Source organism: Streptomyces sp. NPDC050704, assembly GCF_040654355.1.
In the GTDB taxonomy this organism is placed as follows: domain Bacteria; phylum Actinomycetota; class Actinomycetes; order Streptomycetales; family Streptomycetaceae; genus Streptomyces.
This window is the reverse complement of the sequence record NZ_JBFAHW010000007.1, coordinates 74,027-98,317: the sequence shown is the minus strand read 5'-3', so window position 1 is coordinate 98,317 and position 24,291 is coordinate 74,027. Positions and strand designations below refer to the sequence as shown.

The following is a 24,291-nucleotide window of genomic DNA, read 5'->3' as shown; positions in this document are numbered from 1 at the left end:
CCTCCCGCCGCTGCCTCAAGGCGCGACGGAGTCGAAGCCGCTGAACCCGCTCGGGTCGTGCCGCCCGAACGAACCGTGCTCGAAGATCCCGTGCCCCACCTGCCCGTCGAGGGTGAAGCGTGCCGCGTGGTCGGTCACCCCGTAGGCGGCGAGGGGGTGTGCGGCCGGGGCGGACAGGTCGTACGTACGGCGGTCGGTCCAGCCGCGGCCGCGCCAGGTGCCGTGCTGCCAGTCGTCGGCAGGCGGGTAGCCGGCACCGACGGCGAGGGGTGAGGAGGCGAGGATCTCGACGCCGAGTTCCAGCGGCTTGCGGAGATCGCCGAGACGGACGACCGCTCGCTCCGGGTGGCGAGTGCCGCTGCGGTAGGTGATCTCGGCCTGGGGCCAGCCGAGTTGGCGATCGCGTTCCCCGTCGCGGACGAGCGTCGCGTCGTTCAGGGTCCGGTACCCGTCGGCGTCCTCCTGGGTGACGACCATCAGGAAGCGGTCCTCGAAGCGGACGGGGCACCAGAGCCAGTGGAAGCCCTCGGTCGGGTGCTCCTCGGCAAGGCGGCCGCCCTCCTCGCCGGGCAGGGGGCGCGTGCCCCAGCTGCGGTCGCGGGTGCCGGTCCACTCGTCGGCGGACAACCGTATCTCCTGCCCCGCGACCCGGATCCAGCCCTCGCACCGGCCCGCCTGGACGAAGCGCCTGCCCTCCAACGTGAGGCGGGCGCCCCGGCGTTGGAGGTGATGCGGCTCCCACAGCGCCGGGAAATCCGCCGCCCAGTTGATCTCGTACGAGAGTCCGTCCGGGTCGTCGGGGTCGGCCGCGCACACCAGGACGAAGTCCTTCAGCGGCCGCTCGACGAGGATCCGGAGCGGGCCGACGTTCATCTTCATCCGGGTGTCGTCGTCCAGCGCGTCCGAGGCCCGTACGGCGTGCAGGGTGTCACCCAGGCGCACAGTCGCGAACGCGTCGATCACGCCGACGTTCGGGTACACCCCGAGCCCCAGGATGAGCAACGCCCGCCCCTGGTGGTCGAAGACGTGGAAGATGCACCGGTCGTACGCGTTCCGGTCCCCCGTCGCCACATGCTTCATCGAGAGGGGGACCTGGTGCACGGGGTACTCGTCGAGTGCTACAGGGCGGTCGTCGGGCACGGGCTGCCTCCCGGGCGAGCGGCGCACGGCAGTTGACGTCGCCCGGAGGGGTGCGGCCCCCGGCGGCGGAGTTGACGGTACGTCAGAAGGGGTGCCGAGGCCAGGGTCCTGGACACCTCGGCCGGCGCCTGAGGCGCCCCCCGTACGGGCCCGTCGCGAACTCACGGGCGATTCGCCGACCCGGTGACCTGTCCGCGTGCGGACGCGTTGGCCCCGGTATGACCCCCACCTATGCAGAGACGGGCCGACGCCACCGGATCCTTCTTCCCGCGTCCGCAGAATCGGTTTCCCAGGTGTCACAGGAGACCCAGTGGACGCAAGGGTCCCACGGAGCTCAGCAGCCCCTGGATCCCCCCATCTACCGCGCCATGGTCCGTACGTGGGCCGACCGGGGCCGGACCCTGCCGGGCCGCCACGACCCGGAGTGGGTCCGGCTCGCGGCGCCCTCGGCCCTGTACGGGTACGGGCAGTTCAACGGGTTTCGGGACCCGCGAGATGACGGGCGATGACCATCCGCTGGATCTGGTTGGTGCCCTCGACGATCTGCAGCACCTTGGCCTCGCGCATGAGGCGCTCGACGGGGAAGTCCGCGGTGTAGCCGTACCCGCCGAGCACCTGGACCGCGTCCGTGGTGACCTTCATCGCCGCGTCGGTGCACAGCAGTTTCGCCATGGCCGCCTGCTTGGCGAACGGCCGCCCCGCGTCCCGCAGCCGCGCCGCGGCGAGGTAGAGCGCCCGGCCCGCCTCGATCTGCGTCGCCATGTCCGCGAGCATGAAGCGCAGGCCCTGGAAGTCGGCGATCCGCCGGCCGAACTGCTCGCGCCCGGTGGCGTACGCGACCGCCTCGTCGAGCGCCGCCTGGGCCACGCCGATCGCGCAGGCCGCGATGCCGAGCCGCCCGGAGTCGAGCGCGGACAGGGCGATCGCGAAACCCTGGCCCTCCTCGCCGATGCGCCGGTCGTCGGAGATCCGCACCCCGTCGAAGTGGACCTGCGCGGTGGGCGAGCCCTTCATGCCCATCTTCTTCTCCGGCAGCGCGGCGCTCAGCCCCTCGGCGTCGCCGGGCACCAGGAACGCCGAGATGCCGCGCGCGCCCTCGCCGCCGGTGCGCGCCAGCACGGTGTAGAAGTCGGCGACTCCGCCGTGTGTGATCCACGCCTTGGTCCCCGTGATCACCCAGCCGCCGTCGCCGTCCCGGACCGCCTTCGTACGCAGGCTGGCGGCATCGGATCCGGATGCCGGCTCGGAGAGGCAGTAGGCGCCGAGCAGGCCGCCGCCGAGCATCGCCGGCAGGTGCTCGACCTGCTGTTCCTTGGTGCCGTAGTTGGCCAGGGCGTGACAGGACAGCGAGTGCACGCTGACGCCGAGACCGACGGTGAGGCGGGCCGCGGCGAGTTCTTCGAGGACCTGGAGGTAGATCTCGTACGGCTGGTCTCCCCCGCCGTACTCGGAGTCGTACGGAAGACCGAGCAGCCCCGACTCCGAGAGCAGGGCGAAGACTTCGCGGGGGAAGTGCCCGGCGTCCTCCTCCTCGGCCGCCTTCGGGACGATCTCGCGCTGCGCGATGTCGCGGACGAGCGAGATCAGATCCCGGGCCTCGTCCGTGGGCAGTTGCCGGTCCACCGGCTGCGGGGCGCGGTCGGGCATGGCGACGCTCTCCTCCCTGTCGGGCACATCGGCGAACGCACACCTGGGTGGGGCTGCCCCGCCTGGTCTCACTGGACACTGCCGATGCTCGCGCTTCCGGGTCACGGAAGCCGCTGATCAGCGGCTGTGCGCTGTGAGTATGCCCGATCGGAGGCATCGAGTCACCAGTTAACGACCGCTTACTTCAAGAAAGTCCCGGCTACTCACTGCGCGCGGCGTTCAGCGGACAGTGACGTGGAGCGCCCCACCTTCGCCAGGCCGGCGCAATCACCGAACCTCAAGGTCCCCTGACCCTCCGGCGGGCCGCTCGACGCGGCGGGCAGGCCGCGGGGCCGGGTAGGAGGCGTCGAGTTCCTCGACGGCCCACAACGTGCCGCCGAGCATCTTCACCAGCAGCTCGCGCATGAGGTCGTGCGAGAGGCCGTGGTGGTCGATCCAGTCGAGGGTGGCGCCCTCGACGCTGCACAGCCAGCCGAGCAGCGCCGTGCGGGGCAGCGGCGCGATCTTCCGTTGTCCGTACGCCCCTTCGGCGATGGTCTCGACGATGGTCTCCCGCACGTTCTCCCGGATGGCCTGCACCTCGGCGTCGAAGCCGACGCCGCCGCTGATGATGGTGCGGTACGCGGCCTGGTTGTGCTCGGCGTAGCGCAGATAGCCGTCGATGGTGCGGTGCACCCGTTCCTCGGGGGGCAGTTCGAGACCGCCGGCGGCCCGGGAGATCAGATCGGCCACCGAGTCCTCGACGATCGCCAGGTAGTAGCCGCGCTTGGATCTGAAGTAGTAGTAGATCAGTCCCTTGGCGACGTGCGCCTGCTTCGCGATGTCGTCCATCGACAGGGCGTCGTAGGACGTGTCGGCGAACAACTTCCGTCCGATGGCGATGAGTTCGGCACGGCGCGCTAAGGAACGGTCGGTACCGCGCGCCCCCGGGCGGTCGAGGCCGCGCTGCTGACTGTTGCTCAATTCCTGACCTGGTCTCCAACTGCGGGCGGGACATCCGCAGTATGGCAGAGCAGCACTGGCGGCCTGCTGGGTCAGACCAGGCCGAGCTGTGTCACGAGCATCGCGAGCACCATCACGAAGGTCCAGCCCGCGATGTGCTCGACGATCTTCGGGCCGTCGTCCTTGGGGCCTCCGGTGCGGGCCCGGACACGTCCGGCGGTGGCGGTGGTCGTGGTCATGGCGGCTCGCTCACGTTCGTCTTGCGTGCGGTGGACTCCCCCCACCGGTCTGTCCACCTTGCCACCGGATCGGGCTTTTGCGGGGGAGAGCTTCGTCACGCGTGAAGGGCGGCCCCGGAGATCCGGCGGGACCGCCCTTCACCACGCTCAGCGAATGCCCACCGCGGCCAGCGCCTCCCGCCGGCGGGCCGTGGGGTGCGCCGGGAAGTAGAGGTAGCAGACCCCGCCGGTACCGGAGACGACCTTCCCGGCGGCGTTGTACCTCTTGGTACGGAGCCAGATGTTCTCAAACTCGCGCCGCCGGTACACCCGCCGCACCGCGCTGTTGCTGGGCGAGGCCGGGTCGTTGGCGATCACGTCGCCGTCGGCGGTGAAGCCGATGACCGTCATCAGATGCCCCGCCGTGCCGTAGCCCGCCCCGGTCAGCTCCCCCTTGAGGAACGACTGGGACGTGATGACCGGAACACCGGCCGCGATCAGCGTTTCCAGGTCGGCGAGCGAACCGAGCCGCGTCACCACGCCCTGGAGGTCCTTGTACGTCGCGGCGTAGGCGGCGTTGAACGGCCAGTTGCCGCAGCCCGCGTACTGGTGGTCGAAGGTGTGCCGGGCGGCATGACACACCTGCGGATCCGCGTATTCCGGATCGACCCACGCCAGGTCCTCGGCCGTGGGCCGCCGCCCCCAGTACTCGATGATCATCTGGGAGGAGGTGGGGCTGCACCAGGCCTCGCCACCGTTGTCGTACTCGGGGTACTGGCCCGCATGGATCTCCTGCGAGTAGCGCGGCACCGTCAGCTCCCGCGCGAGCCCGGGCGTCGAGGCCGGCACGGTGAAGCGGTCCGGGACGTCCGAGCCCAGCGCGCCGAGCCGCCACACGGTCGGCGTGACCTCGGCCCCGGGCTTGCGGTACAGCGTCAGCCGCAGCCGGTACGACACCAGGCGCAGGCCCGAGGCCGGGTCGCCGATCGAGAAGGTGTCCGTCCGGACGCCGCTCTTCCCGTCGCCCTGGTCGTCCACCGAGGTCCGCCTGATGTCCTGGTCACCGGCGGCCCAGCGGCCCATCACGTACCAGGGCGTGCTCGTGCCGTCGGAGTAGGTGCCCTTCAGGTCGACCTGGAGCCAGGTGCCCGCCGGAGTCCGCGCGTTCCAGGAGGCGATGACCTCCGTCGAGGGGACGGCGAGGCGGTGGACGGGCGAGGTCCAGCGCGCGTACTCCCAGGTGGCGGTCCTGCCGGTGTGCGGGTCCCGGTAGTCGGTACGGCCCTCAGGGGTCCCGAGCACCAGGCCCGGGCGGTCCCCCGCGACGGCCCGGGTGCCCTCCGCGGTACCGCCGCTCCAGTCGGCGTACGAGGTCCAGGCACGGTTGTCCATGAGGCCGGAAGCAGCTTTCGACGGGGCTGTCATCGGGGCTTTCGCGGGGCGGGCCGCCGAGTCGGCGGTGGCCGCCGGACTCGAGGCGCCCGCCGCGGCCGCGGTCACCGCCACGGCCAGCAGGGATCTGCGGGACGGCTGTTCAGCTCTGGTCATGGGTGGGTGGCCCCCAGGTGTCCGGAACGGGCGAGTCCAACGCGTGGGTGTGCGCCGGTTCGGGTGTGCGCCAACTATGGATCCCGACCACGGCTTCTGCCAGCATCTCGGGCTTCGCGGCGGGCGGCAATATCGGTCAGGAGCGGTGGCACGACCAGGCACGCGGCGCCCCTGGCGCAGCTGGGCTCCTCAGTAAAGTGGTCCCCGGACCAGGTACGCATCGCACCACACCCGGGGATTCCTCATCCACCTCCACGCCCTCGCCTCCCGCCTGCACCGGCTGCCGCCCTCCTGCGGCCCCGTGCGGCTCGTCGGCGTAGACGGGCACGCGGGGTCCGGAAAGACCACGTTCGCCGGACGGCTGGCCGAGGCGCTGGGCGGCGCACCCGTGCTGCACTTGGACGACATCGCCACGCACGAGGAGCTCTTCGCCTGGACCGGGCGGCTGCTGCGGGAGGTCGTCGAGCCGCTGAGCCGCGGGGAGACCGCTCATTACCGGCCATACGACTGGCATGGCCGCGACTTCGGACCGGCCCGTGCCCTGCCGCCCGCGCCCGTGATCCTCGTCGAGGGGGTCGGCGCCGGACGCCGGGTGCTGCGGCCGCGACTGGTGCGGCTGCTGTGGATGGATGTGCCTGTTGAGGACGCCTGGGCACGTGGGCAGCGGCGGGACGGTTCGGCACAGAGCGAGTTCTGGGAAGGGTGGGTCCGCGCCGAGCGCCGGCACTTCACCGAGGACCCTTCACGATCTTTCGCGGATCTTCTGGTGCGACAGTGTTCAGAGGGATACGAGGTGCTTCCGGGGCCTGCTGCGACCTCAGCGGCAAGCCCCGCCATCACACACCGTGACGGCCCAGCGCCTGTGTGCTGAACTTGTGAAGACCCCTGTCCGAGAAGTTGCCTGAGTGCCCCAACTCGGCTTGACCGAGGGGCCGTACAGGACTTACGTTCTGAATGTGCGGCCGTTCGAGGCCGCCCCGCAGACGCGAAGCCCCCGGTTGTTCCCCCGTGATCGGGGGCTTCGTTCTGCCCTCAACCGTTTTCCGGACGCTCCGAGGCGTGATTCGCTCACCCTCGGTCACCGAGCGGAGTGCGCCCCATCTGCTCCCACCTCGAAGAACCCGACGTGACGCACCCTTCGGCCCGGCACTGCCCCGCAGGTACGATGCCTCTCGGTACGACCTTCGGACGGCTGCTCTCCGCACCGAACGCAACTCCCGTCCGCGGCACAGCGGTTCGACGAAGACTGCCGACGGGCACCGGCCCGCCCGGCGATCAACGGGGGCACGGTTTGTGGGGGACGTGATGGACTTCGGCACGCAGGGCCCCGAGGCCCCGGCCGACCTCGCCTGGCTGCGAGGTGTGGACGCGTACACGATGGGGGCCTATCCACAGGCGGAGGAGGAGTTCCGCGCCGCGGTCCGGATGGATCCGGGGATGGCCGACGGCTGGCTGGGGCTGCACGCGCTGCGCATCGAGACGACGACCGCGCTACTGCGGATGTTCCGGCACCGGGAGCGCTTCGGGGAACAGCGCACCCGCCATCGGCGCACGCTCAACTCCTGGTACTGGCTGGGCTGGTGGGTGCAGCCGGTGCTCGAATCGCCGCGCGATCTGCTGCTCGCGCACGCCTCGCACTGGCTCGACGGACGTCATGTCCCGGAGCTGGACCGGGCGTTGGCGGGCCTGCCGCCGGTGGACACCGATCCGCAGGTGCGCTTCCTGCACGCCTGCCGGGCCTATCTCGTCAAGGACTGGGAGCAGTTGGTCCGGCACACGGACCCGCTGATCGACGATCCGATGCTGGGCATCGAGGCCGGCCTCTTCGGCGGTATGGCGCGGGTGCGCCTGGAGATGTACGGGCAGGCCGAGCCGCTCCTGTCGTCCGCCCTGATGCGCTGCCGCAGCGAGCAGCCGCAGCGCAAGGAGCTGCGCTACTGGCTGGCGCGGGCGCACGAGGGCACCGGACGCTCGGCGGCGGCCCTTCCGCTCTACCGGGCGGTGCACCGGGTCGATCCGGCCTTCATGGACACCTCCGCCCGGCTCGCCGCGATCTCCGAGGGCGACGGGTACGACGACACGGCCGACCTCGCGGCGATCACCCTCACCGGCGTCGGCCAGGACATGATGGACGGCCCCGACGGCATCGACCCGCTGTTCGGCACCGAGGGCCGGGACCTCAAGCTGTCGGAGCCCGACCTGCCGCCGCCGGGCGGTCTGCCGTCCGAGGCCGACCGGGTCCGCGAGAAGGCCATCGTGCCGGTACGGCCGCCGCATCTGCCGACCGGGCCCACCGACCCCGCCCTGCTCGACGAGGCGCTCGCCGAGCTGGAGGGCATGGTCGGCCTCGAACCCGTGAAGCGCCAAGTGAAGGCGCTGTCGGCCCAGTTGAACATGGCACGGCTGCGCGCCGGGCAGGGCCTGCCGGTCCAGCCGCCGAAGCGCCACTTCGTGTTCTCCGGGCCCTCCGGCACCGGCAAGACCACCGTGGCCCGCATCCTCGGCCGGGTCTTCTACGCGCTCGGCCTGCTCGGCGGCGACCACCTCGTCGAGGCCCAACGGGCGGACCTGGTGGGCGAGTACCTCGGCCAGACCGCCGTGAAGGCCAACGAGCTGATCGACTCCGCGATCGGCGGGGTCCTCTTCGTCGACGAGGCCTACTCGCTCTCCAACTCAGGCTACGGCAAGGGCGACGCGTACGGCGACGAGGCCCTTCAGGTGCTCCTGAAGCGCGCCGAGGACAACCGCGACCACCTCGTGGTGATCCTCGCGGGCTACCCGGAGGGCATGGACCGCCTCCTCGCGGCCAACCCCGGCCTTTCGTCCCGCTTCACGACCCGCGTCGACTTCCCCTCGTACCGTCCTCTCGAACTCACCTCGATCGGCGAGGTGCTGGCCGGCGAGAACGGCGACGTGTGGGACGAGGAGGCGCTCGACGAGCTGCGCTCCATCAGCGGGCACGTCGTCGACCAGGGCTGGATCGACGAGCTCGGCAACGGCCGCTTCCTGCGCACCCTGTACGAGAAGAGCTGCGCCTACCGCGATCTGCGGCTGTCCGGCTACGCGGCCACCCTCACCCGCGACGACCTGTCCACCCTCCGGCTGCCCGATCTGATGCAGGCGTACGGAGAGGTGCTGTCGGGGCGGGGGCCGCAGGATCCGTCGCCGATGTGACGGTGCTGAGCCGTATGACGTGCCGGGCCCCGGGAACCGCATGGTTCCCGGGACCCGTTTCACGCTCTCAGCTCGCCAGTGCCTGCTCCGGGGACTCCGAACGCGGCTCGGTGACCCGTACCGCCGGAGCCGGGGCCTCCCGGTGCGCCGGGTCCCGTACCTCGCCGACCAGCAGCTCCAGTACGTCCTCCAGCGCGACCAGACCGAGCACCCGGCCCGAGGCGTCGGCGACCTGCGCGAGGTGCGTCGCGGCGCGGCGCATCACGGTCAGGGCGTCGTCCAGCGGCAGCTCGGCCCTGAGGGTCGTCATGGGGCGCCACACCTGCTGCGGCACGGCCCGCTCGGAGTCCTCCACGTCGAGTACGTCCTTCACGTGGAGGTAGCCCATGAAGGCGCCGGTCTCCGCGCGGACCGGGAACCGGGAGTACCCGGTGCGGGCGGTGAGCGCGACGACCTGGCCCGGGGTGACCGAGGGACCGACGGTCACCAGGGACTCCCGGTCCAGGAGCACGTCCGTGACCGGGCGGGAGCCCAGCTCCAGGGCGTCCTCCAGGCGCTCCTGCTCCTCCGGGTCGAGGAGGCCCGCCTGCCCGGCGTCCTCGACGAGCCGGTTGAGCTGCTCGCTGGTGAAGACCGCCTCGACCTCGTCCCTCGGTTCGACGTGGAAGAGCCGCAGGATGACCCGGGCGCAGGCGCCGAGGCCGATGGTGACCGGCTTGCACAGCCGGGCGAAGGCGACCAGGCCCGGGCTGAGCCACAGCGCGGTCTTCTCGGGCGCGGCCATCGCCAGGTTCTTCGGCAGCATCTCGCCGACGACGAGGTGCAGGAAGACCACCATGGCGAGGGCGATGACGTACCCGAGCGGGTGGATCATGCCCTCGGGCAGGTGCACGGCGTGGAAGACCGGCTCCAGAAGGTGCGCCACGGTGGGCTCGGCGACCGCGCCGAGCGTCAGCGAGCAGACGGTGATGCCGAACTGCGCGGCGGCCATCATCTGCGGCAGGTTCTCCAGGCCGTACATCACCTGCCGGGCCCGCGCCGTGCCGAGCGGCTCGATCTGGCTGCGGCGTACCGAGACCAGGGCGAACTCGGCGCCGACGAAGAACCCGTTGGCGAGCACTAGCAGGGCGGCGAACAGGAGTTGGAGGACGCTCATCGGACGGCCCCCGCCACGGAAGCGGCGTCGGCGGTCCTGACCAGCCGGACCCGTTCGGCCCGGTAGTGCCCGACCTGGCGCACCGAGAGTCGCCAGCCGGGCAGCTCGGCCTTGTCGCCGGGCGCGGGGATACGGCCGAGCAGATCGGCGACGAGCCCCGCGACCGTCTCGTACGGGCCCTCGGGGACGTCCAGGCCTATCCGCAGGAGGATGTCGACACGGCAGCTGCCGTCGGCGTCCCAGGCGGGCCGGCCGTCCTCGGACGGCGCGACGGCGATCTCGGGCACGTCGTGTCCGTCGTGCTCGTCGCGGACCTCGCCGACGAGTTCCTCGACGATGTCCTCCAGGGTGACGACGCCCGCCGTGCCGCCGTACTCGTCGACGACGACGGCGATGGGCTGCTCGTTGCGCAGCCGCTCCAGGAGGGGCTGCACGGGCAGCGTCTCCGGGACGAGCAGCGGAGCCTGGGCGATCCGGCCCACGGGCGTGCGCAGCCGGTCCCGCTGGGGCACCGCGAGGGCGTCCTTGAGGTGCGCCATGCCGACGATCTCGTCGATCCGCTCCCGGTAGACGGGGAAGCGGGAGAGGCCGGTGGCGCGGGTGAGGTTGACGACGTCCTCGGCGGTCGCGGAGGACTGGAGGGCGCTGACCTTCACGCGCGGGGTCATGACGTGCTGCGCGGTGAGGTCGGCCAGCGAGAGGGTGCGGACGAAGAGGTCGGCGGTGTCCTGTTCCAGAGCGCCGGCCTGGGCCGAGTGCCGGGCCAGGGAGACGAGCTCGCCGGGGGTGCGGGCCGAGGCCAGCTCCGCGGTGGGCTCGACGCCCAGGGCCCGGACGAGCCGGTTGGCCACCGCGTTGAGCGCGGCGATCACCGGCCGGAACAGGGTCGAGAACATGTGCTGCGGGCCCGCGACGAAGCGGGCGACCTGGAGCGGTTTGGACACCGCCCAGTTCTTGGGCACGAGTTCGCCGATCACCATCTGCACGGCCGAGGCCAGCAGCATGCCGACGACCACGGAGACACCGGACACGGCGCCTTCGGGGATGCCGACGGAGGTGAAGGGGCCGTGCAGCAGCTCGGCGAGCGCGGGCTCGGCGAGCATGCCGACGACGAGTGAGGTGATGGTGATGCCGAGCTGGGTGCCGGAGAGCTGGAAGGACAGCTCCTTGAGCGAGTTGACGACCGTACGGGCCCGTCGGTCGCCCTCGGCGGCGGCCTTCTCGGCGTCGGGGCGCTCCACCGTGACCAGGCCGAACTCGGCCGCCACGAAGAAGCCGTTGGCGAGGATCAGAAGGAACGCCGCCCCGAGGAGCAGCAAGGGGATGGTCATGCCGCCGCCTCGATATGCCGGGAGGGGGCGGCGCAGGTACTACAGGACGATCCGTCCATCGCTGGAGGGAGTCACTCCTCGAAATAGCAGGGGGCCTCTGAACACCAAGTGGAACATCAGAGACGGAGGCGCAACGAAAACGCCTCCGCCAACAGATTAATCAAGACATGGGCCCGTGCGGCAGGGGAGAAGGCTGAGAGTCAGCCGTGATGTTCGTCGTGCTGCTCGCCGTCGCGGCTGTCGGAGCCGCCGGTCGAGCGGGTCTCGGCGAGTGCGCGCAGCGTACGGGCGTCGTTGATCGCATGCTGCTTGGCGATGCCCGGCTGGATGCCGAGGGCGGCCAGGCTGGTGCCGTCGCTGAGGTCGAGGAACACCCACGGGTCGCCCGGACGCAGGTTGACCTGCAGAATCTCCGCCCAGGCCAGCCGGCGCCGGCTGGCGATGTTGACGACGGTGACCCCTGACTCGTCAGCGACTACTTTCGGCCGCGCGAGCAGTACGAGCACCCCGAGCAGCAGCGCCGCGGTGAAGACGAAGCTGAGGCGCTCCCCCGGGCTGAGCTTTTCGAGGAGCACGGCGACCGTGGTGATGACCACGAAGATCGCGGCGCCGGCGGTCAGCAGGACGGCCCGGGTGCGGCCCGGCCGGAACGTGACCGGCAGGGCGGGCAGGACGGGAAGCTGGGGTGAATCGGACATGACGGGCGGTTCCTCAGAGACGGCAGGCGTGGATGGCCGTGGTCAGGATGGCCCGCGCGCCGATGTCGTACAGGTCGTCCATGATCCGCTGCGCCTCCTTGGACGGGACCATGGCGCGCACGGCGACCCAGCCCTCGTTGTGCAGCGGTGAGACGGTCGGCGACTCCAGGCCGGGCGTGAGCGCGACGGCCTTCTCCAACTGCTCGACGCGGCAGTCGTAGTCCATCATCACGTACGTCCGTGCGACCAGGACGCCCTGGAGGCGGCGCAGGAACTGCTGGACCTTGGCCTCGGCGTCCTCGTCGACGTCCGCGCCGGTGCGGCGGATGACGACGGCCTCGGACTTCATGATCGGGTCGCCGAAGACCTCAAGGCCCGCGTTGCGCAGCGAGGTGCCGGTCTCGACGACGTCCGCGATGACCTCGGCGACGCCCAGCTCGATGGCGGTCTCGACCGCGCCGTCGAGGTGGACGACCGAGGCGTCGACGCCCTTGTCGGCGAGGTACTTGGCGACGATGCCCTCGTACGAGGTGGCGACGGTCATGCCGGCCAGGTCCTTGACGCGGGCCGCCGTGCCGGGCTTGGTGGCGAAGCGGAAGGTGGAGCGGGCGAAGCCGAGCGGGAGGATCGTCTCCGCGTTGGCTCCGGAGTCGATCAGGAGGTCGCGTCCGGTGATGCCGATGTCGAGCTTGCCGGAGGAGACGTAGATCGCGATGTCGCGCGGGCGGAGGTAGAAGAACTCGACCTCGTTCTCCGGGTCGACGATCCGCAGTTCCTTGGACTCCCGGCGCTGCTGGTAGCCGGCCTCATGCAGCATCTCCCCCGCGGGGCCTGACAGGGAACCCTTGTTGGGGACGGCGATGCGCAGCATGAGGTCGGCTTCCTTCGTTCGTTCGTACGGTGCGGGAGTTGGGGCGACGGCTCAGAGGTGGGCGTACACGTCGTCGAGGGAGATGCCGCGGGCGACCATCATCACCTGGACGTGGTAGAGCAGCTGCGAGATCTCCTCGGCGGCGGCTTCCTTGCCCTCGTACTCGGCGGCCATCCAGACCTCGGCGGCCTCTTCGACGACCTTCTTGCCGATGGCATGGACCCCCTTGCCGACCAGCTCTGCGGTGCGGGAGGTGGCGGGGTCGCCGGTGGCGGCCTTGTGCTGGAGCTCGGTGAAGAGCTCCTCGAAAGTCTTCTTGGACATGGTGGCGCCCACTTTACGCGTTGTGCCGGGAGGCCTGACGCCACGGTTCGGATACTGAGCGCAGGGTGGCCGCGGTCGCCACGGCGGCGGTCACCGCCTCGTGGCCCTTGTCCTCGTGGGAGCCCTCGATGCCCGCGCGGTCGAGGGCCTGCTCCTCGGTGTCGCAGGTCAGCACGCCGAAGCCGATGGGGACGCCGGTGTCGATGGAGACCTGGGTGAGGCCCTGGGTGACGCCCTGACACACGTACTCGAAATGGGGAGTGCCGCCGCGGATGACGACGCCGAGCGCGACGATCGCGTCGTAGCCGCGGCCCGCGAGGACCTTCGCGACGACCGGGAGCTCGAAGCTGCCCGGGACCCTCAGCAGGGTCGGCTCGTCGATCCCCAGGTCGTGCAGGGCGCGCAGGGCGCCGTCCACCAGACCGTCCATCACCTTTTCGTGCCACTGCGCCGCGATGACGGCGACCCTGAGGTCCCCGCAGTTGCGTACGGACAGTTCTGGTGCACCCTTGCCGCTCACGTGTCTCCTCGTGCTTTTTCGTTTACTGGTTGCCGCAGGCGGACACGGTGGTCGTGTCCAGCCAGGGCAGGTCGTGCCCCATCCGGTCCCGCTTGGTGCGCAGGTACCGGAGGTTGTGCTCGCCCGCCTGTACGGGCATCGGCTCGCGGTCGGTGACCTTGAGGCCGTGGCGGACGAGCGCGTCGGTCTTGTCGGGGTTGTTGGTCATCAGGCGCAGGCTGCGGACGCCGAGGTCCTCCAGGATCTGCGCTCCGGCGCCGTAGTCCCGGGCGTCGGCGGGCAGGCCGAGCTCCAGGTTGGCGTCGAGGGTGTCGCGGCCGCGCTCCTGGAGTTCGTACGCGCGCAGCTTGGACAGCAGCCCGATGCCGCGTCCCTCGTGGCCGCGCAGGTAGACCACGATGCCGCGGCCCTCGGCCTGGATGCGCCGCAGGGCGGCTTCGAGCTGGGGGCCGCAGTCGCAGCGCAGGGAGTGGAAGACGTCGCCCGTCAGGCATTCCGAGTGGACGCGGACCAGGACGTCCTCGCCGTCGCCGATCTCGCCGTGCAGCAGGGCCACGTGCTCGACGCCGTCGACGGTGGAGCGGTAGCCGTAGGCGGTGAACTCGCCGAAGACGGTGGGCAGTTCGGTCTTGGCCTCGCGGCGGACCGTGGGCTCTGCGGTTCGGCGGTAGGTGATCAGGTCCTCGATGGAGATGATCGTCAGGCCGTGCTTGCGGGCGAACGGGATCAGCTCGGGCAGCCGGAGCATGCGGCCGTCCTCGCCCGCGATCTCGACGATGGCGCCGGCCGGGCGCAGTCCCGCGAGCCGGGCCAGGTCGACGGCGGCCTCGGTGTGGCCGTTGCGGACCAGGACGCCGCCGGGCTTGGCGCGCAGCGGGAAGATGTGGCCGGGGCGCACGAGGTCGGTGGCCTCGGCTTCCCCGCCGGCCAGCAGCCGGAGCGTGGTGGCGCGGTCGGCGGCGGAGATGCCGGTGGTCACGCCATAGGCGGGGCCCGCGTCGACGGAGACGGTGAAGGCCGTCCGCATCGACTCGGTGTTGTTCTCGACCATCTGCGGGAGCTGGAGGCGGTCGAGCTCGTCGCCCTCCATGGGTGCGCAGATCAGCCCGCGGCACTCGCTCATCATGAAGGCGATGATCTCGGGCGTCGCCTTCTCGGCGGCGATGACGAGGTCGCCCTCGTTCTCGCGGTCCTCGTCGTCGACGACCACGACGGGGCGGCCCGCGGCGATGTCCGCGATCGCCTTCTCGACGGGGTCGAGCGCGAAGTCCGAGGCGTCCTCGTCGTGACCTGTGCTGTACCAAACCGGCGCCACAGTCATGCCGGAGCTCCTTCCAGGACGGGCTGCGAGCTCTTGCGCGAGCGCAGCCACCAGTCGCGCATGCCCCACAGGACGAGTGCGCCGTAGATGACGTAGACGAAGCCGGAGAAGGCGTAGCCGTTGGCGAAGTTCAGCGGGACGCCGACCAGGTCGACGAGCAGCCAGGCGAACCAGAACTCGACCATGCCGCGCGCCTGGGCGTACATGGCGACGACGGTGCCGACGAAGATGTAGGCGTCCGGCCAGGGGTCCCACGACAGGGTCGGGTACGCCTTGAAGAGCAGGGCCACCGCGACCGTGCCGACGGCTGCGGCGCCGACCATCGCCGCGCGCTCGCGCCAGCTGGCGAAGCGCGGGGTGATGTGGCCGTCGCCGCCGTCTCCGGCCCGGCCCCGGTGGCGGTTCCACTGCCACCAGCCGTACCCGGCGACGACCATGACGACGGCCTGCTTGCCCGCGCTGCCCGTCAGGTGGCCGAAGAACGCCCCGAAGAGGATGAGGCCGGACAGGAACTGGACGGGCCAGCTCCAGATGTTCCGACGCCAGCCAAGGGCGAGGCCGACCAGGCCGAGGATGTTGCCGACCATGTCCGACCACAGGATGTGCTGGTCGAAGAGGACGAACGCCTCGGAGTTGAGCCAGTTCACTGGGCCGCCCCCTGGATGCCGGGCAACGTGACCGGCTGCTCTGCCCGCGCGCCGAGCAGCCGCTCGACGTACTTGGCGATCACGTCGACCTCCAGGTTGACCGGATCGCCGGGCTGCTTGAGGCCGAGCGTGGTCAGGTCGAGGGTCGTCGGGATGAGGCTGACGGTGAAGTAGTCGGGGCCGGCGTCGACGACGGTCAGGCTGATGCCGTCGACCGTGATGGAGCCCTTCTCCACGACGTAGCGCGTGAGGTCCGCGGGGAGCGAGATCTTGACGATCTCCCAGTTCTCCGACGGCTTGCGTTCGATGACCGTGCCCGTGCCGTCCACGTGGCCCTGCACGATGTGGCCGCCGAGGCGGTCGCCCACGGCCATGGGGCGTTCCAGGTTGACGCGGGAGCCGACGGCGAGGGCGCCGAGGCTGGAGCGGTTCAGGGTCTCCGCCATCACGTCTGCGGTGAACTCGTCGCCTTCGTGGTCGACGACCGTCAGACAGACGCCGTTGACGGCGATGGAGTCACCGTGGCGCGCGCCTTCGGTGACCACGGGGCCACGGAGCCGGAAACGTGAGGCGTCGTCGAGGTTCTCGACGGCGGTGATTTCACCCAGCTCTTCGACGATTCCGGTGAACACTTCCCGGGTCCTCCTGCCTCTTCGGGCACGGACTCCGGGGCCTGTCGATGACGACAGATATGAACGGGCGAGGACACTGGGGGCGACGCCGAAAGGGACGTGCCCCGTGGGACACGTCGAAACAATCGGCGGCACGCACGAATGCCTGCCCGCCGCGCACTGCCTCCCATCCGGACTTTAACCGTCGGTCCAGGAATTTCACCTGATCAACCGGCCGCTGGAAGCGACCGGGTCGCGGACTGTAACCGCCGGTTCGGACTTTCACCGACCCCGGAGTGCGCTGCTTCTGGTACAGACTCAGTGTGCCACGCCCGATCGACGCCCATGCGGGTGAATGCTGTGGGGTGGCTCACAGGGTGTGGTGATGGACTTCACGGGACACTCGTGACGGACCAACTTCCGTGCGGGTGCAGCGTCTTCGCTATGGTCCATACCTATTGACGCTGTGGTCTAGTCCTCTTTAGGGTCTGCGTTCACCGGCCCGCCCCAAGAGCGACCCGGCGGCGGTGACGGAGGCCCTTGCCCCGCCGCCGGGTCTCCTTTCCCGTCGTTCCTTCCCGTCGTTCCGGCCCGCCTACCGCTCCGAAGGCCCGAACAGCTCGTCCTGAGCCCCGTCCCGGGCCATGAGCAGCGCTCCGCGCAGGACCGCGCCGCCGCCGAGCGCACCGGCCCGCACCTCGGTGGGCAGCGGCGACATCCGGGCGAGGCGCTCCTGGACCCGGGCGGCGAGCACCTCGCCGCCCGCCCGGCCGACCTCGCCCGCGAGAACCACGCACCCGGGGTCGAGCACGGCGATGACGGACGCGGCGCCCAGCGCCACGCGATCGGCGAGCACGTCGAGGAAGCGGGACGCGAGGCCGGAGTCGGGGTCGGAGGCAGAGCCGGAACCGGAGTCAGAGGCAGAGGCGGAACCCCCAGGCGCGGCCTCCGCCACCCGGGCCACCGCAGCGCGCACCAAGGCCGCCGCATGCGGCTCGTGCGGCACCGGCGGGGCCGCGAGTCCGTGCTCCGCGGCGAGCCGGGCGATCGCCGCGGCCCCCGCGAGGGAGTGGTAGCCGCCCTCGCAGCCCGTCGCCGACGGGAGGGCGCCGGTGCCCGGTACCGGCAGGAAGCCGATCTCCCCCGTGCCGCCGGAGGCGCCCCGGCGCAGGGCGCCGTCGAGGACGACGGCGGCACCGATGCCGTGGCCGAGCCAGAGGAGGACGAAGGTCTCCCGGTCACGGGCGGAGCCGTCCCGCTGCTCGGCCAGCGCCGCGAGGTTCGTCTCGTTCTCGACGAGGACGCGGGCCGGGAGCCGTTCCTGGAGGGCGGTGGTGAGGCGGCGGTGCCATTCGGGCAGGCCTGAGGAGTTGCGGAGTTCGCCGGTGGTGGGGTCGATGAGGCCGGGGGCTCCGATGCCGATCGTGTGCAGTCGCTCGACGCCCGCCTCCTTGGCCGTACGTTCGACCAGCGCGACCGCCTGCTCGACGGCGGGCCCGGTGTCCGTCTCGTCGCCGATCGGCACCGACGCCGCGGCCAGCACGGAGCCCAGCAGGTCGGCGACGACCACGGCGACGCCCTCGGTGCGCACGTCGAGCGCCGCCAGGTGGGCCCGGTCGGCGACGATCCCGTACAAGCGGGCGTTCGGACCGCGTCGCTGGGCACCCGTCTCCCCCACCACGCCGATCAGCCCGGCCTCCGCGAGGCGTTCCACGAGGTCGGCGACGGAGGGCCGGGACAGGCCGGTGAGCTGTTTCAACTGCCCGGCCGTCAAAGGGCCTTCCTGCTGCAGCAGCCGCAGGGCGAGCCGGTCGTTGATGGCCCGGGCGGTGCTCGAAGATGCGGGCGGCATGCCGGGATCCTTCCAGATCGGTGGCGTCGTGGCGGCGGCCCGATAACGCCTATCTATCAGGCAGGCTCCCTGATAGTTTACGGCGGCGGGACGGAAAGAAGACAGCGGATGGGGCCGGAGCATGAGTGAAGTGGTCTACGACCGGCGCGAGACGAAGCGCGCCCGGTACGCCGTGGCCGTGGTGTTCGCCGTGCACGGTGCCGTCACCGGGTCCTTCGCGACCCGCGTCCCGTGGATCCAGGACCACGCGTCGGTCAGCACGGGCCAGCTCGGTTTCGCGCTCGCGTTCACGGCCTTCGGTGCCTCCGTCGCGATGCCGCTCGCCGGCCGGATCAGCCACCGCTTCGGCAGTCGTACGGCCCTGCGCGGCCTGATCGCCCTCTGGACGCTCTCGCTGACCCTCCCGGCCCTCGCGCCGAACCTGCTCACCCTGTGCCTGGCGATGTTCACGTACGGCGCCACGGCGGGCATGGCCGATGTCGTCATGAACGCGCTGGGCGTCGAACTGGAGCACCGGCTCGGCAAGTCGATCATGTCCGGGCTGCACGGCATGTGGAGCGTGGGTGCCCTGATCGGCTCGGCGGCGGGCACGCTCGCCGCGCACCTGGGCTCGGACGCGCGCCTGCACCACGCGCTGGCCGCGGCCGCCCTCACGGTCCTCGGCGTGGCCGCCTGTCGCTGGGTGCTCGACCTGGTGCCCGCCGAGGACGAGGAGCCGCCGCCGAGGTTCGCGCTGCCGCCCAGGTCGGCGCTGCTGATCGGCGCGGTGGGCTTCTGCGCGGTGTTCGCGGAGGGCGCGAGCCTGGACTGGTCGGCGGTCTACCTGCGGGACCAGCTGGGCACCTCGGACGGTCTCGCGGCGGCGTCGACGACCGGGTTCATGCTGACCATGGCGGTGGCCCGGCTCGTGGGTGACGCGGTCGTGAACCGCTTCGGCTCGGTGGGCACCGTACGGGTGGGCGGCGTACTGGCCGTGCTCGGCGGGCTGCTCATCGTCGTCTCGGGCCATCCTGCGGTGGCCATGGCCGGCTTCGCGCTGCTGGGCCTGGGCATCGCCGTCGTCGTACCGCTGTGCTTCGCCGCGGCCGGGCGCAGCGGCTCCAACCCGAGCCTGGCCATCGCGGGCGTCGCCACCATCACGTACACCTCGGGGCTGATCGCCCCCAGTGCGATCGGCGGGCTGGCCCAGGCGACGAGCCTGATGGTGTCGTTCGGTCTGGTGACGGTCCTGGCCTGCGGACTCGTCGCCTTCGCGGGCGTCCTGCGCACGGCCGACCGCGACCGTCCGAAGGTCACCCCGCCGAGCACGCCGGTTCCCGGCCTGCACCCCTGACCCGAAGAGAACCGAACAGGGCCGAAGAGCCGGCGCGACCGAAGAGTCAGCGCGCCAGGTCGTAGGCGTAGTCGGGCGTGAAGGTTCCGGGTGCGCCCTTGCAGCCGTCGGACTCCCCCGGCAGCTTCACCCACAGGTAGCCGTCGATCCGGGCCTCGCCGGTACGCAGGGTCGGTGCCTGCCCCAGTTTCCGGCCCGCCGGATCGCACCACTCGCCGTCGGCCGGGGCGCCGTTCCCGTTGCGGCTGGTGTCGATCACTGCGCCCAGGCCCGCGGCGCCGCCGAGTGCGTCGAGGGTCCGGCGGACGTACGCGATCTCGTCGCCCGTCCGGTTGAAGTTCGAGACGTTGCTGAAGACGCCGTCCGAGGCGGCGGCGGACGCGGCACCGGACCGGCGCAGCAGCCCGGCCTGCTTCTCCGGCGTGTTCCAGTCGGAGTGGCCCGCGTCGTAGTAGACCCGGGCCTTCGGGTTCGCCGCCTTGAGGACGCGGCCCGCGCGGGCCAGCGAGGCGAAGCGGGCGGTCCGCTGGCCCTCGGAGAGGCAGTCGGACTGGGCGAGCGCGTCGGGCTCCAGGATCACGATGACCTCGCCGGAGCCGAGGCCCGCGGCGAACTTCTCGATCCACCCGTCGTACGCGCCGAGGTCGGGCGCGCCGCCCTGCGAGGCACCGCCGCAGTCGCGGTCCGGTATCGCGTACGGCACGACGACCGGGACCCTGCCCTTGTCGGAGCCGGCCGAGGTGACCGCCCGGACGCGGGAGGTGATGTTCGACGGGGTGTAGTCCGCGAACCACACCGCCGCCGGGCGGTCCGCTATCCGGGACTCTATGACCGCCCGGCGCGGGTCGTCCCGGTTGGTGCGGACCCAGTCGAGGACCTGCGACTCGGGGTGGCGGTACAGCTGTACGGACGCGGGTTCGGTCTTCGGCTTCGTCGTCTCGGTCTTCGAGGGGGACGGGCTCGGCTTGGCCTTGGACGGTGAGGGAGACGGCGAAGGCGACGGCGAGGCGGACGTCTTCGAGGGGGACGGCGTGGGCACGGCGGGCAGCGGCTGCAGCAGCGGTGAACTGGACACGTCGGGGCGCGCCTCGTCGCTGCCGCGTCCGTCGTCCAGCGCGGACACCATCCCCGTCACGGTGCCGACCACGGCGACGACGGAGGCCATCGCGACCATGGCGGCGCGCCGGGCGGCACGTCTGCGCTCGGCCCGGCGGTCGGCCAGACGCTGGGCGCGCAAGCCTGACACGTGGTGCTCCCCCCTCTCCCCCGAGTCCGGCCTGTTCCCCCGTTCTGGGGAAGCGCTCGGCCCGGCGGCCCTCGGGACAGCGTAGGCCTGGGACGCTGCCCCAATGGTGCGGTTCGAACGCTTCGGGGAAATCGCGGTTTCTGAGCACGGCGTCGACGGGGTGCTGTGCCGGATACGCACGCTCGCCGCGGCCTGGCCGGAGCGGGACGGCGTCGCCGTCTTCAACCGCGTCTACCTCGCGGTCACGGAGGAGGTCGACCGGCGCCTGGACGCGGGGCACTTCGCCGACACGCATGCCGCGAGCACGCTGGACGTACGGTTCGCGGAGCGCTATCTGGCGGCCGTCGAGGCGGTCGCGGACGAGCGCCGTCCGCCCGCCTGCTGGCGACCGCTGTTCCAGTTCCGGCGTCATCCCGGCGTACGTCCGTTGCAGTTCGCGCTCGCGGGCATCAATGCGCACATCGGGCACGATCTGGCGCTCGCGGTGGTAGACACCTGTCGTACGCTCGACTGCGAACCGGCCGAACTGGAGGACGAGTTCGAGCGCGTGGGCGAGGTCCTCCGCACGCTGGAGGAGCGCATCCGCGAAGATCTGATGCCCGGCCCCGACCTCTTCCAGATCGCCGACCCGCTGACCCATCTGCTCGGCGCGTGGAGTCTGGAGCGGGCCCGGGACGCGGCATGGTCCGCCGCCCGCGCGGTGTGGGCGCTGCGCGAACTCCCCGACCTGGCGGAGGAGTTCGTCGAACGCCTCGACACGGGCCTCGGCCTGGTCGGCCGCTGCCTGCTCACTCCACTGGCGTGCCGCTGACCCGTGGCTCGAACTCGTGGTGCCCGAGCGCCAGTTGCGGCCGTCGGCCGCGCGCTGCGGCGCTTCGGCCGGTCGGCGTGGTAGGACGACGAGGGGGACAGACACGGATCGAACACCGATGAGGAGTGTCCATGACCACGCGACTGGGACTGAGTCTTCCGCAGACACATCAGTACGACCTCGGACGGGACGTGCCGGACGTGGCGCGCGCCGCCGAGGAGATCGGTTACGAAAGCCTGTGGGTGCTTGAGCGCGCCCTGTTCCCGGAGCCCGCGACCCAGGGCCTGTACGGCGTCCCGGGCCTCCCCTGGCCCGAGGCGTACCGCGGTCTCGCCGAGCCGCTGGTGACGCTGACGCTGGCCGTCTCGGCCACCCGGCGGGCGCGCCTGGGCACGAGTGTGCTGGTCGCCCCGCTGCACGGCCCGTTCCAGTTGGCCAGGACCCTCGGCACGCTGGACGCGGCGAGCGGCGGCCGGGTCGTGGCGGGTTTCGGCACGGGCTGGTCGCTCGACGAGTACGCGGCCGCCGGCGTCGCGCCGTTCGAGGAGCGCGGGCAGGTCCTGGACGAGGTCATCGGCGTGTGCCGCGCGGTGTGGGGCCAGGACCCGGTGGTCTACGAGGGCCGCCTCACCAAGATCGCGTCGGCCGTGGTCGCTCCCAAGCCCGCCCGGCCGATCCCCATCCTGCTGCCCGCAAACAGCAAGAAGGCACTGACCCGCCTCGTCGAGCGGGCCGACGGCTGGATGCCGGTCGCCATGGGCGTCGAGCAACTCGCCGCGCAGTCGCGGCAGGTGCGGGACGCCTGGGCCGGGCAGGGGCGCACCGAGCCGCTCCAGTCGGTGGCGCGGGCGAACCTCCAGTACACGGCCAAGGCGTACGACGGCGCCGACCGCGCCCCGTTCCAGGGCAGCGTCGAGCAGATCGTGGCGGACCTCGCGGCCCATGCCGAGGTCGGCGTCGAGGAGTTCTTCCTCGACTTCGCGGACGCCCCACGGGATGCCCAGGAGCTCAAGGACCTGGCCGCCGAGGTGTACACGGCGGCGCGGGCCGCCGGGATCTGATCCCCGCGCCGTCCGCCGGACGAACCGGCCCGGTTCGGTCCACGGGAAGCTGCCCGGCTCAGTCCTCGGGCAGCTCCACCGGCGCGATCTCCTCGTAGACGTCGCCGGGCCCGGGGTTGACCGGGTCGGTCTCGCCGCCGAAGTGGTGCATGACGCCCCACACGGCGTTCAGCGCGGTCTGGACGGCGCCCTCGGCCCAGCCCGCCGTCCAGGAGATGTCGTCGCCCGCGAGGAAGATGCCCCGCTTGTCCTCGGGCAGCCGGTCCTGAATGAAGTGCGTGAACAGGCGCCGCTGGTAGCGGTAGTGGCCGGGCAGGTTCGCCTTGAACGCACCCATGAAGTAGGGCTCGTTCTCCCAGGACACGGTCACCGGGCTGCCGATGATGTGCTTCCTGATGTCGACCTTCGGGTAGATCTCGCCGAGCGACTTCAGCATGACCTCCATCCGCTCGTTCGCGGACAGCGGCAGCCATTTCAGGCTGTCGTCGCACCAGGTGTACGAGAGGCAGATGACGGCGGGCCGGTCCGGACCGTCGTCGAGGAGGTAGGTGCCGCGCGTCATCCGGTCGGTGAGCGTCATCGACATGACGTCCCGGCCGGTCGGATTTCCCCTGTCGTCGACGGCCTTGTCCAGCCAGAAGGGCCGGTCGACGGGTACGAAGAGCTTGGAGCTCTCCATGTAGTGGGTCCGCTCGATCGCCGTCCAGTGGTCGATCGGGAAGAGCGCGTCGTCGCAGGCGACCTTGGACAGCAGCATCCAGGACTGGGCGGTGAAGATCGCCGCCTGGTACGTACGGATGTCACCGGACGCGTCCGTGACCGTGATCCGGTTGCCGGCCGTGCGGTGCAGACGGGTGACGGCGGGCTTCGGCACCCCGTCGTGCAGCGTGGCCAGCGACGTCCCGTACGCCCAGTGCACGATCTTCTCCGGCGCGCGCTCCCAGAGGCGCAGCGGCAGCTGCTGGGAGCCGCCGACGATGCCGCGGTGGTGGTCGTCGGCCTCGGAGTAGACCACGCGCAGGATTTCGAGGATCGAGTTCGGGAAGTCCGTGTCCCAGCCGCCCGTACCGAAGCCGACCTGGCCGAAGATCTCGCGGTGCCGGAAGGACCTGAAGGCCTCCGAGTCGCAGAGGAAGCCGTAGAAGGTCTGGTTGTCGAGCTTCTCGACGAGCCGGGCCCAGATCTCTCGGATACGCGGAACGTCGCGCTCGCGCATGGCCCGGTTCATGTCGGAGAAGTCGGCGCCCTCCTCCAGGCAGGCGTTCCAGGCCGCCGCCACCTGCCGGTAGACCTCGGGCAGATCCTCGACGGTCTCCGCGTAGTGCGACTCGCCCTTGAGGTCGACGACGGTCGAGGGCGTGGCCTCGGAGAGGGGGTTGGGGAACGGCTCGGTGCGCAGTCCCACCAGGTCGATGTAGTGCTGGAGCGCCGTGGAGGACGGCGGGAAGCGCATCGCGCCCAGTTCGGCGGTGAGGGAGGGATCGCAGCCGTCGAAGCCGACGGTCCGGAGCCGCCCGCCGATCCGGTCGGCCTCGTACACGACCGGCTTCAGGCCCATCTTCATCAGCTCGTACGCGGCCACGATGCCGGAAAGACCACCGCCGATCACCGCGACCTCGGTGCCGAACCCGGTCGCCGGTATCCGTCCGAGACCCGCGGGATGCGCGAGGAAGTCGTCGTACGCGTACGGGAAGTCCGGGCCGAACATGGTGATCGGCGGCTGCTGCGCGTCGGCGTGCTGGACGGCGTTGGGCACCGTGGACGTCATGGGGTACGGACTCCTTGCGGGAAAGCTCTTGAGGGGGAGACGCCATTTGATGGAGCGTCAGGTGGGGAGGTG

23 protein-coding genes and 1 riboswitch are annotated in these 24,291 nt (G+C 71.2%); of the genes, 6 read left to right on the top strand and 17 right to left on the bottom strand.

Annotation, left to right across the window (positions count from 1 at the left end; translation table 11 throughout):
• Nucleotides 1-15 precede the first annotated feature (15 nt).
• The gene (locus tag AB0I18_RS05690) at nt 16-1,140 is read right to left on the bottom strand and encodes a hypothetical protein (protein ID WP_363104087.1); all 1,125 of its coding nucleotides are present in this window, start codon (nt 1,138-1,140) and stop codon (nt 16-18) included.
• A gap of 218 nt (nt 1,141-1,358) precedes the next feature.
• On the opposite strand from AB0I18_RS05690, the gene AB0I18_RS05685 reads away from it, so the two are divergent.
• Nucleotides 1,359-1,649 carry a hypothetical protein gene (locus tag AB0I18_RS05685; RefSeq protein WP_363104086.1) on the top strand — a complete coding sequence of 97 codons (291 nt, stop codon included), beginning with the start codon at nt 1,359-1,361 and terminating at the stop codon, nt 1,647-1,649.
• On the opposite strand, the gene AB0I18_RS05680 is transcribed toward AB0I18_RS05685, so the two are convergent.
• From AB0I18_RS05680 to AB0I18_RS05665, 4 genes are all read right to left on the bottom strand, one after another.
• Nucleotides 1,612-2,787 (bottom strand): acyl-CoA dehydrogenase family protein, encoded by a 1,176-nt coding sequence (locus AB0I18_RS05680; protein ID WP_363104085.1) that lies wholly within the window; start codon nt 2,785-2,787, stop codon nt 1,612-1,614. The two genes, AB0I18_RS05685 and AB0I18_RS05680, sit on opposite strands and share 38 nt — an antisense overlap.
• Before the next feature lie 267 nt (nt 2,788-3,054).
• Nucleotides 3,055-3,750: a TetR/AcrR family transcriptional regulator gene (locus AB0I18_RS05675; RefSeq protein WP_363104084.1), complete on the bottom strand. Its 696-nt coding sequence runs from the start codon at nt 3,748-3,750 to the stop codon at nt 3,055-3,057.
• 71 nt (nt 3,751-3,821) lie between these two features.
• Complete coding sequence (locus AB0I18_RS05670) at nt 3,822-3,968, bottom strand: SCO1431 family membrane protein (RefSeq protein ID WP_363104083.1); 147 nt, start codon at nt 3,966-3,968, stop codon at nt 3,822-3,824.
• A gap of 147 nt (nt 3,969-4,115) precedes the next feature.
• Nucleotides 4,116-5,495, bottom strand: a complete 1,380-nt coding sequence (locus AB0I18_RS05665) for a peptidase C39 family protein (protein ID WP_363104082.1) — start codon at nt 5,493-5,495, stop codon at nt 4,116-4,118.
• 244 nt (nt 5,496-5,739) lie between these two features.
• Here AB0I18_RS05665 and AB0I18_RS05660 point away from each other — a divergent pair, with 244 nt between their 5' ends.
• Nucleotides 5,740-6,366, top strand: a complete 627-nt coding sequence (locus AB0I18_RS05660) for a hypothetical protein (RefSeq protein ID WP_363104146.1) — start codon at nt 5,740-5,742, stop codon at nt 6,364-6,366.
• A 434-nt stretch (nt 6,367-6,800) separates the two neighbouring features.
• Nucleotides 6,801-8,669: an AAA family ATPase gene (locus AB0I18_RS05655; protein ID WP_363104145.1), complete on the top strand. Its 1,869-nt coding sequence runs from the start codon at nt 6,801-6,803 to the stop codon at nt 8,667-8,669.
• A gap of 67 nt (nt 8,670-8,736) precedes the next feature.
• On the opposite strand, the gene AB0I18_RS05650 is transcribed toward AB0I18_RS05655, so the two are convergent.
• From AB0I18_RS05650 to AB0I18_RS05605, 10 genes are all read right to left on the bottom strand, one after another.
• Nucleotides 8,737-9,825: a hemolysin family protein gene (locus tag AB0I18_RS05650; RefSeq protein ID WP_363104081.1), complete on the bottom strand. Its 1,089-nt coding sequence runs from the start codon at nt 9,823-9,825 to the stop codon at nt 8,737-8,739.
• Nucleotides 9,822-11,156 (bottom strand): hemolysin family protein, encoded by a 1,335-nt coding sequence (locus AB0I18_RS05645; RefSeq protein ID WP_363104080.1) that lies wholly within the window; start codon nt 11,154-11,156, stop codon nt 9,822-9,824. The genes AB0I18_RS05650 and AB0I18_RS05645 overlap by 4 nt, the downstream gene beginning before the upstream one ends.
• Nucleotides 11,157-11,356: 200 nt before the next feature.
• Entirely contained in the window at nt 11,357-11,854 is a 498-nt protein-coding gene (locus AB0I18_RS05640) for a PH domain-containing protein (protein ID WP_363104079.1), read from the bottom strand.
• Nucleotides 11,855-11,867: 13 nt separating this feature from the next.
• Complete coding sequence (gene hisG, locus AB0I18_RS05635) at nt 11,868-12,725, bottom strand: ATP phosphoribosyltransferase (RefSeq protein ID WP_363104078.1); 858 nt, start codon at nt 12,723-12,725, stop codon at nt 11,868-11,870.
• Nucleotides 12,726-12,776: 51 nt separating this feature from the next.
• Complete coding sequence (locus tag AB0I18_RS05630) at nt 12,777-13,049, bottom strand: phosphoribosyl-ATP diphosphatase (RefSeq protein ID WP_026249121.1); 273 nt, start codon at nt 13,047-13,049, stop codon at nt 12,777-12,779.
• Nucleotides 13,050-13,062: 13 nt separating this feature from the next.
• The gene (gene ribH / locus AB0I18_RS05625) at nt 13,063-13,569 is read right to left on the bottom strand and encodes a 6,7-dimethyl-8-ribityllumazine synthase (protein WP_363104077.1); all 507 of its coding nucleotides are present in this window, start codon (nt 13,567-13,569) and stop codon (nt 13,063-13,065) included.
• A 22-nt stretch (nt 13,570-13,591) separates the two neighbouring features.
• Entirely contained in the window at nt 13,592-14,890 is a 1,299-nt protein-coding gene (locus tag AB0I18_RS05620; RefSeq protein WP_363104076.1) for a bifunctional 3,4-dihydroxy-2-butanone-4-phosphate synthase/GTP cyclohydrolase II, read from the bottom strand.
• Complete coding sequence (locus AB0I18_RS05615) at nt 14,887-15,537, bottom strand: nicotinamide mononucleotide transporter family protein (RefSeq protein ID WP_363104075.1); 651 nt, start codon at nt 15,535-15,537, stop codon at nt 14,887-14,889. Before AB0I18_RS05615 ends, AB0I18_RS05620 begins: the two co-directional genes overlap by 4 nt.
• On the bottom strand, nt 15,534-16,169 hold the full coding sequence (locus tag AB0I18_RS05610; RefSeq protein WP_363104074.1) for a riboflavin synthase: 636 nt from the start codon (nt 16,167-16,169) through the stop codon (nt 15,534-15,536). The genes AB0I18_RS05615 and AB0I18_RS05610 overlap by 4 nt, the downstream gene beginning before the upstream one ends.
• 152 nt (nt 16,170-16,321) lie before the next feature.
• A riboswitch (FMN riboswitch) is annotated at nt 16,322-16,452 on the bottom strand.
• A gap of 291 nt (nt 16,453-16,743) precedes the next feature.
• Nucleotides 16,744-18,000 carry an ROK family transcriptional regulator gene (locus AB0I18_RS05605; RefSeq protein ID WP_363104073.1) on the bottom strand — a complete coding sequence of 419 codons (1,257 nt, stop codon included), beginning with the start codon at nt 17,998-18,000 and terminating at the stop codon, nt 16,744-16,746.
• A gap of 121 nt (nt 18,001-18,121) precedes the next feature.
• Between AB0I18_RS05605 and AB0I18_RS05600 the strand changes: the two genes are divergently transcribed.
• On the top strand, nt 18,122-19,333 hold the full coding sequence (locus tag AB0I18_RS05600) for an MFS transporter (protein ID WP_363104072.1): 1,212 nt from the start codon (nt 18,122-18,124) through the stop codon (nt 19,331-19,333).
• Between the two features lie 46 nt (nt 19,334-19,379).
• On the opposite strand, the gene AB0I18_RS05595 is transcribed toward AB0I18_RS05600, so the two are convergent.
• Nucleotides 19,380-20,507 (bottom strand): glycoside hydrolase family 6 protein, encoded by a 1,128-nt coding sequence (locus AB0I18_RS05595; protein WP_363104144.1) that lies wholly within the window; start codon nt 20,505-20,507, stop codon nt 19,380-19,382.
• 175 nt (nt 20,508-20,682) lie between these two features.
• On the opposite strand from AB0I18_RS05595, the gene AB0I18_RS05590 reads away from it, so the two are divergent.
• Entirely contained in the window at nt 20,683-21,390 is a 708-nt protein-coding gene (locus tag AB0I18_RS05590) for a DUF5995 family protein (protein ID WP_363104071.1), read from the top strand.
• Nucleotides 21,391-21,521: 131 nt separating this feature from the next.
• Nucleotides 21,522-22,451 (top strand): LLM class F420-dependent oxidoreductase, encoded by a 930-nt coding sequence (locus AB0I18_RS05585; protein ID WP_363104070.1) that lies wholly within the window; start codon nt 21,522-21,524, stop codon nt 22,449-22,451.
• A 58-nt stretch (nt 22,452-22,509) separates the two neighbouring features.
• On the opposite strand, the gene AB0I18_RS05580 is transcribed toward AB0I18_RS05585, so the two are convergent.
• Nucleotides 22,510-24,219, bottom strand: coding sequence for an NAD(P)/FAD-dependent oxidoreductase (locus AB0I18_RS05580; protein WP_363104069.1), 1,710 nt, complete (start codon nt 24,217-24,219; stop codon nt 22,510-22,512).
• Nucleotides 24,220-24,291: the final 72 nt, after the last annotated feature.

What these genes read in the sequence shown, in the direction of transcription:
- AB0I18_RS05685 (WP_363104086.1), top strand. Translation starts at nt 1,359, where the DNA reads ATGACCCCCACCTATGCAGAGACGGGCCGACGCCACCGGATCCTTCTT.
- AB0I18_RS05680 (WP_363104085.1), bottom strand. Translation starts at nt 2,787, where the DNA reads ATGCCCGACCGCGCCCCGCAGCCGGTGGACCGGCAACTGCCCACGGAC.
- AB0I18_RS05670 (WP_363104083.1), bottom strand. Translation starts at nt 3,968, where the DNA reads ATGACCACGACCACCGCCACCGCCGGACGTGTCCGGGCCCGCACCGGA.
- AB0I18_RS05665 (WP_363104082.1), bottom strand. Translation starts at nt 5,495, where the DNA reads ATGACCAGAGCTGAACAGCCGTCCCGCAGATCCCTGCTGGCCGTGGCG.
- AB0I18_RS05655 (WP_363104145.1), top strand. Translation starts at nt 6,801, where the DNA reads ATGGACTTCGGCACGCAGGGCCCCGAGGCCCCGGCCGACCTCGCCTGG.
- AB0I18_RS05650 (WP_363104081.1), bottom strand. Translation starts at nt 9,825, where the DNA reads ATGAGCGTCCTCCAACTCCTGTTCGCCGCCCTGCTAGTGCTCGCCAAC.
- AB0I18_RS05645 (WP_363104080.1), bottom strand. Translation starts at nt 11,156, where the DNA reads ATGACCATCCCCTTGCTGCTCCTCGGGGCGGCGTTCCTTCTGATCCTC.
- AB0I18_RS05640 (WP_363104079.1), bottom strand. Translation starts at nt 11,854, where the DNA reads ATGTCCGATTCACCCCAGCTTCCCGTCCTGCCCGCCCTGCCGGTCACG.
- hisG (WP_363104078.1), bottom strand. Translation starts at nt 12,725, where the DNA reads ATGCTGCGCATCGCCGTCCCCAACAAGGGTTCCCTGTCAGGCCCCGCG.
- AB0I18_RS05630 (WP_026249121.1), bottom strand. Translation starts at nt 13,049, where the DNA reads ATGTCCAAGAAGACTTTCGAGGAGCTCTTCACCGAGCTCCAGCACAAG.
- AB0I18_RS05620 (WP_363104076.1), bottom strand. Translation starts at nt 14,890, where the DNA reads ATGACTGTGGCGCCGGTTTGGTACAGCACAGGTCACGACGAGGACGCC.
- AB0I18_RS05605 (WP_363104073.1), bottom strand. Translation starts at nt 18,000, where the DNA reads ATGCCGCCCGCATCTTCGAGCACCGCCCGGGCCATCAACGACCGGCTC.
- AB0I18_RS05600 (WP_363104072.1), top strand. Translation starts at nt 18,122, where the DNA reads ATGAGTGAAGTGGTCTACGACCGGCGCGAGACGAAGCGCGCCCGGTAC.
- AB0I18_RS05595 (WP_363104144.1), bottom strand. Translation starts at nt 20,507, where the DNA reads ATGGTCGCGATGGCCTCCGTCGTCGCCGTGGTCGGCACCGTGACGGGG.
- AB0I18_RS05590 (WP_363104071.1), top strand. Translation starts at nt 20,683, where the DNA reads ATGGTGCGGTTCGAACGCTTCGGGGAAATCGCGGTTTCTGAGCACGGC.
- AB0I18_RS05585 (WP_363104070.1), top strand. Translation starts at nt 21,522, where the DNA reads ATGACCACGCGACTGGGACTGAGTCTTCCGCAGACACATCAGTACGAC.
- AB0I18_RS05580 (WP_363104069.1), bottom strand. Translation starts at nt 24,219, where the DNA reads ATGACGTCCACGGTGCCCAACGCCGTCCAGCACGCCGACGCGCAGCAG.